The sequence below is a fragment of the Brevundimonas vesicularis genome (assembly GCF_032067225.1).
Classification (GTDB): domain Bacteria; phylum Pseudomonadota; class Alphaproteobacteria; order Caulobacterales; family Caulobacteraceae; genus Brevundimonas; species Brevundimonas vesicularis_F.
On record NZ_DAMBJX010000105.1, the window covers coordinates 1 to 4,581 of the forward strand.

The window sequence follows — 4,581 nt, forward strand, 5'->3', positions numbered from 1 at the left end:
AGGGGACGTGTCCGCACTGTGGCCATGTCGGCGCGCGCGGCGACCAGTGCGACAACTGCGGACGCCTGCTGGATCCGACCGACCTGATCGATCCCTATTCGTCAGTGTCGGGCTCCAAGAACCTGGAGGTGCGCGATACGCGTCACCTCTATCTGCTCCAGACCAAGATCGAGCCGGAGATCCGCGCCTGGGTCGATGGCAAGACGGGCTGGCAACAGCTGGCCAAGTCCATCGCCTACAAACATCTGGACGAGGGGCTGATCGACCGGGGCATCACCCGCGACCTGGCCTGGGGCGTGCCGGTGACCAAGGATGGCTTCCCGCGCCCGGGCATGGAGGACAAGGTCTTCTACGTCTGGTTCGACGCCCCGATCGAGTACATCGCCGCGACCGAGCAATGGGCCGAGGCGACGGGCGGATCGTGGCGTGACTGGTGGCGTCTGGACGAAGGGGCGGACGACGTTCGCTATGTCCAGTTCATGGGCAAGGACAACGTGGCCTTCCACACCGTGTCGTTCCCGGCAACCATCATCGGCTCGGGCGAGCCGTGGAAGACGGTGGATCAGCTGAAGGCGTTCAACTGGCTGAACTGGTACGGCGGCAAGTTCTCCACCAGCCAGAAGCGCGGCGTCTTCATGGATCAGGCGCTGGAGCTGCTGCCGGCCGACTACTGGCGCTGGCGACTGACGGCCTATGGACCGGAGCACGCGGACTCGGCCTTCACCTGGGAGGACTTCCAGGCTTCGACCAACAAGGACCTGGCCGATGTGCTGGGTAACTTCGTCAACCGCATCGTCAAGTTCGCGGAATCCAAGTTCGACGGCGTGGTGCCCGAGGGCGGCGAGGCGGGACCGGTCGAAATCCAGCTGGAGGCCGACATTAAGGCCGCCGTCGCCGAGGCGACCGAACAGCTGGAGGCGATGGAGTTCAGAAAGGCCGCCGTCGCCATCCGCGCCGCCTGGGTGTTGGGCAACGAGTATTTGCAGGTCGCGGCGCCCTGGACGGCGCTGAAGACCGATCGCGACCGCGCGGCGGTCGGGGTGCGCACGGGTCTGAATCTGGTCGCCCTGTTCGCGCGTCTGGCCGCGCCGATCCTGCCCTTCACCGCGCCCAGGATCGCGGCGTCGGTTGGGGTGGAGGACCTGAGCTGGCCCGGCGCCGACGAGGATCTGCTGAACCGTCTGCCTGTGGGCGGCAAGGTCGAAGCTCAGGGCGTCTTGTTCGCCAAGATCGAGGACGCCCAGGTCGCGGAGTGGTCCGAACGCTTCGGCGGCGCGGACGCCTGATCCGAAGGGGATAAGCGATGACGCCGACCCTGACGTCCCTGACCGACGAAGTGCGCGCCGCCATTCGTGAGCGGTTGGCGCGCACGGGGCGGGCGCAGATCGACGGCGTCCTGGCCCCCACGGACGCGCAGGCGCTCTACGACGCGGCGACGCGCGTCGATTACAATGTCGTGACGCGACGCGGGACCGGCCATGTCGATCTGCCCGCCGCCTGGCTGGCTTCTCTGACGCCGGATCAGAAACAGGCGCTGGGTCAGGCGGTGCAGGCCTCGGCCCAGACCGACTTCCAGTATCTGTACGACAATCACCCGATCTACGATCTCGTCCAGGCGGGGCAGGCGGCGCCGGTGTGGGCCGATCTGTTGGCCTTCCTGAACGGCGAGGCCTTCCTGGGTCTGATGCGGAACGTGACGGGCGAGCCGCGGCTCGCCCTGGCCGATGCGCAGCTGACCCGTTATCGCGCCGGTCATTTTTTGACCGAGCATGACGATCACGCCGAGGGCAAGAATCGCTTCTTCGCCTATGTGCTGAACCTCACGCCGGTCTGGCGGATCGAGTGGGGCGGCCTGCTGGCCTTCCATGGCGCCGACGGCAATGTGGCGGAGGCCTTTACGCCGCGCTTCAACACCCTGAACCTGCTGAAGGTGCCGACGCCCCATTCGGTGACGCAGGTCGCCCTGTCGGCGGCGGCGGACCGGATTTCGGTCACCGGCTGGCTGCGCGGTCGCTGATCAGTCCTGCTCGGCGAACACGACCGGAAGCCCCGCCGCATTCCAGGCCTGGATGCCGCCGGTCAGGTTGAACAGCGGTTGGCCGTCGGGACCGGTCGGGCCGACGAAGGCGCAGACCTGATGGCTGCGGCCGCCCTTCAGGCATTGAACGATGATCTTCTTGTCGGCCGGAAGGTCCAGCGCCTCCCATGCGGCGGGCATCTGGCTTAGCGGGGCCAGGATCGCGCCGTCGATGCGGGCGGCGGCGAACTCGTCCGGCTCGCGCACATCGATCAGCACCGCTTCGCCCGCCTGCAGCCAGGCGGCGGCCTCTTCGACGGTGACCGTGGCGACGGTCATGGCGCGACCGTCGGTTCGGCGGGCGCCGGCGTTGGGCTGTCCTCTGTGCGCTTCTGGCCCAGATGTTTGGCCGCTTCCTCGGGACCGATCTCAAGGAAGGCGGGGGCCGAGGCGTTGAACTCGTCCATATGGCCGGTGCGCACCACCACTTGACGGGCGCCGTCCCAGATCATGTGCAGGGCGACATAAAGGACGACGACCAGACCGATGTAGCCGATCCAGCTGAAGCGGTGCAGAAGCTTGGCGATATAGGTGGCGGCGACGCCCATCAGGGCGATCGACAGGACCAGGCCGAAGACCATGATCCAGGGGTGTTCGTGCGCGGCGCCGGCGACGGCCAGCACATTGTCCAGCGACATGGTGATGTCGGCGACCATGATCTGAAGCAGGGCGGCGCCGAAGCTCTTGCGCTTCAGGCCCAGTTCCTCGGGCGACGGTCCAGAGCCGTGCTCGATGCTCATGGCCAGTTCGAGTTCCTTTTCGGCCTCGGCCTGGTCATGCGTCGCCTGCTCGCGCAGTTCGCGCCACATCTTCCAGCACACCCACAGCAGCAGCAGGCCGCCGGCCAGCAACAGGCCGACCAGAGCCAGAAGCTGCACAGTGATCAGCGCAAAGCCGATTCGCATGACGACGGCGGCGGCCAGGCCGATCAGAATGGCCTTCTTGCGCTGGTCCTGGGGCAGGGCGGCGGCGGCCAGGCCGACGGCGACGGCGTTGTCGCCGGCCAGGACCAGATCCATCAGCAGGACCTGGCCCAGGGCCGTGGCCTGACTAGCGAGTTCGGGAGACGAGAGGAATTCCATTTCCGCTCCTTAGCCTCGGTGCGGCGTTCTGTCAGCCGCGTTGCGCGCGCGCCGCTTCATAAAGCGCGACCGCCGCCGCGTTGGACACGTTCAGGCTCTCGAATCCGCCGGGCATGGGGATCTTGGCCAGGACGTCGCAATGTTCGGCGACCAGACGACGGATGCCGTCGCCTTCGGACCCCATGACCAGAACGGTCGGCTGATGATCCAGCGCTTCTTCCAGCGTCTGTTCGCCCGTTCCGTCCAGGCCGACCGCCCGCCAGCCCAGATCGGCCAGCCGCTCCAGCGCACGGGACAGATTCGTGACGCGGGCGTGGGGCAGGCGTTCGGTGGCGCCGACGGCCGCCTTGGCCAAGGCGCCGGCGAGGGCCGGAGCGTGACGGTCCTGAACGATGATTCCCCGCGCGCCGAACGCCAGGGCAGAGCGGAAGATGGCGCCGACGTTCTGGGGGTCGGTCAGCTGATCCAGCATGACGATGACGCCCTCAGCCGGATCGGCCAGCTCTTCCAGCGATACGCCTTCCAGCGGCTGGACCTTGAAGGCCAGCCCCTGATGCACGGCGCCGGGGGGCAGCATCCGGGTCAGGGCCTGGATATCGACCACCTCGATCTTATGGCCGTTTGCGAGAGCATTGTTCTCGATCTCGGCGGCGCGCTCGGCCGTGGCCAGCAGACGACCCATGCCGCGACGGGCGGGATTCGCCAGAGCGGCCAAAACCGGATGTCGGCCCCACAGAAAATTATCGGCGTCCGACTTGCCCCGATCGGGCGAACGGGGCTGGCGAGGAGTTTCCTCGCGCCGGCCAAACCCTTGCGCAGCGGGCTTCTGGACCTTGTCGCGGGGGCCATCGGGACGGTTTCCGAAGACCGGTTTTTTACCGCTTTTACGGTCGTTGCGTTCTGATTTCGACGACACTATAAGACGCCCTCCGATTTGGAGCCCCAAGGGCTTTCGGGTCTGGGCGCCCCCTCTATCCTAGAGGAGGCGACAAGCCGAAGGCTTTTGTTTCGTCCCGCTTCTTTATGGGCGGAAACGAGGGGTCCGACGGTTCGACAAGGCGCGCTGGGGGAATGTCCCGAGTGGCAAAGGGGGGGGACTGTAAATCCCCTGCGTAAGCTTCGAAGGTTCGAGTCCTTCTTCCCCCACCACGCGCCTTGACGGATACGACGGATCAGGACGACGGAGAGGAACCGGCTGCGGCGTTCCGAAAGAACTTCCGCAGTCTCCGCGCGGGTATAGCACAATGGTAGTGCAGCAGCCTTCCAAGCTGAGGATGTCGGTTCGATCCCGTCTACCCGCTCCAGGTTTTTAAAAGATCAGCATCGCGCCCCTCCGCTGACGGACCCGGGCCATCAGGAGTTTGGCCATGGCCAAGGAAAAGTTCGAACGGACGAAGCCGCACTGCAACATCGGCACGATTG

Annotated in this window: 5 protein-coding genes and 2 tRNA genes; 4 read left to right on the plus strand and 3 right to left on the minus strand. The window is 66.3% G+C overall.

Annotated elements, in window-relative coordinates; translation table 11 throughout:
• Together RT123_RS15550 and RT123_RS15555 are read left to right on the plus strand one after the other, a co-directional pair.
• Window positions 1-1,286, plus strand: a 1,286-nt coding sequence (locus RT123_RS15550; protein WP_313010141.1) for a methionine--tRNA ligase, incomplete at its 5' end; no start/stop codon positions are given.
• Between the two features lie 17 nt (window positions 1,287-1,303).
• Window positions 1,304-2,017, plus strand: coding sequence for a 2OG-Fe(II) oxygenase family protein (locus RT123_RS15555; RefSeq protein WP_313010143.1), 714 nt, complete (start codon window positions 1,304-1,306; stop codon window positions 2,015-2,017).
• On the opposite strand, the gene RT123_RS15560 is transcribed toward RT123_RS15555, so the two are convergent.
• Genes RT123_RS15560 through rlmB form a run of 3 tightly spaced genes read right to left on the minus strand, consistent with a single transcriptional unit; the run spans window position 2,018 to window position 4,075 of the window.
• Window positions 2,018-2,356, minus strand: a complete 339-nt coding sequence (locus RT123_RS15560) for a rhodanese-like domain-containing protein (RefSeq protein ID WP_153923187.1) — start codon at window positions 2,354-2,356, stop codon at window positions 2,018-2,020. It abuts the gene before it with no gap.
• Complete coding sequence (locus RT123_RS15565) at window positions 2,353-3,159, minus strand: TerC family protein (protein ID WP_055754934.1); 807 nt, start codon at window positions 3,157-3,159, stop codon at window positions 2,353-2,355. Before RT123_RS15565 ends, RT123_RS15560 begins: the two co-directional genes overlap by 4 nt.
• 31 nt (window positions 3,160-3,190) lie before the next feature.
• A complete protein-coding gene (rlmB, locus tag RT123_RS15570; RefSeq protein WP_313010145.1) occupies window positions 3,191-4,075 on the minus strand; it encodes a 23S rRNA (guanosine(2251)-2'-O)-methyltransferase RlmB in 885 nt (294 codons plus the stop codon).
• 149 nt (window positions 4,076-4,224) lie between these two features.
• On the opposite strand from rlmB, the gene RT123_RS15575 reads away from it, so the two are divergent.
• Together RT123_RS15575 and RT123_RS15580 are read left to right on the plus strand one after the other, a co-directional pair.
• Window positions 4,225-4,308 (plus strand) — tRNA-Tyr (locus tag RT123_RS15575).
• 81 nt (window positions 4,309-4,389) lie between these two features.
• Window positions 4,390-4,463: transfer RNA gene (locus RT123_RS15580), tRNA-Gly, on the plus strand.
• Window positions 4,464-4,581 lie beyond the last annotated feature (118 nt).

Coding starts and splice junctions, on each gene's coding strand:
- RT123_RS15555 (WP_313010143.1), top strand. CDS start 1,304: ATGACGCCGACCCTGACGTCCCTGACCGACGAAGTGCGCGCCGCCATT.
- RT123_RS15560 (WP_153923187.1), bottom strand. CDS start 2,356: ATGACCGTCGCCACGGTCACCGTCGAAGAGGCCGCCGCCTGGCTGCAG.
- RT123_RS15565 (WP_055754934.1), bottom strand. CDS start 3,159: ATGGAATTCCTCTCGTCTCCCGAACTCGCTAGTCAGGCCACGGCCCTG.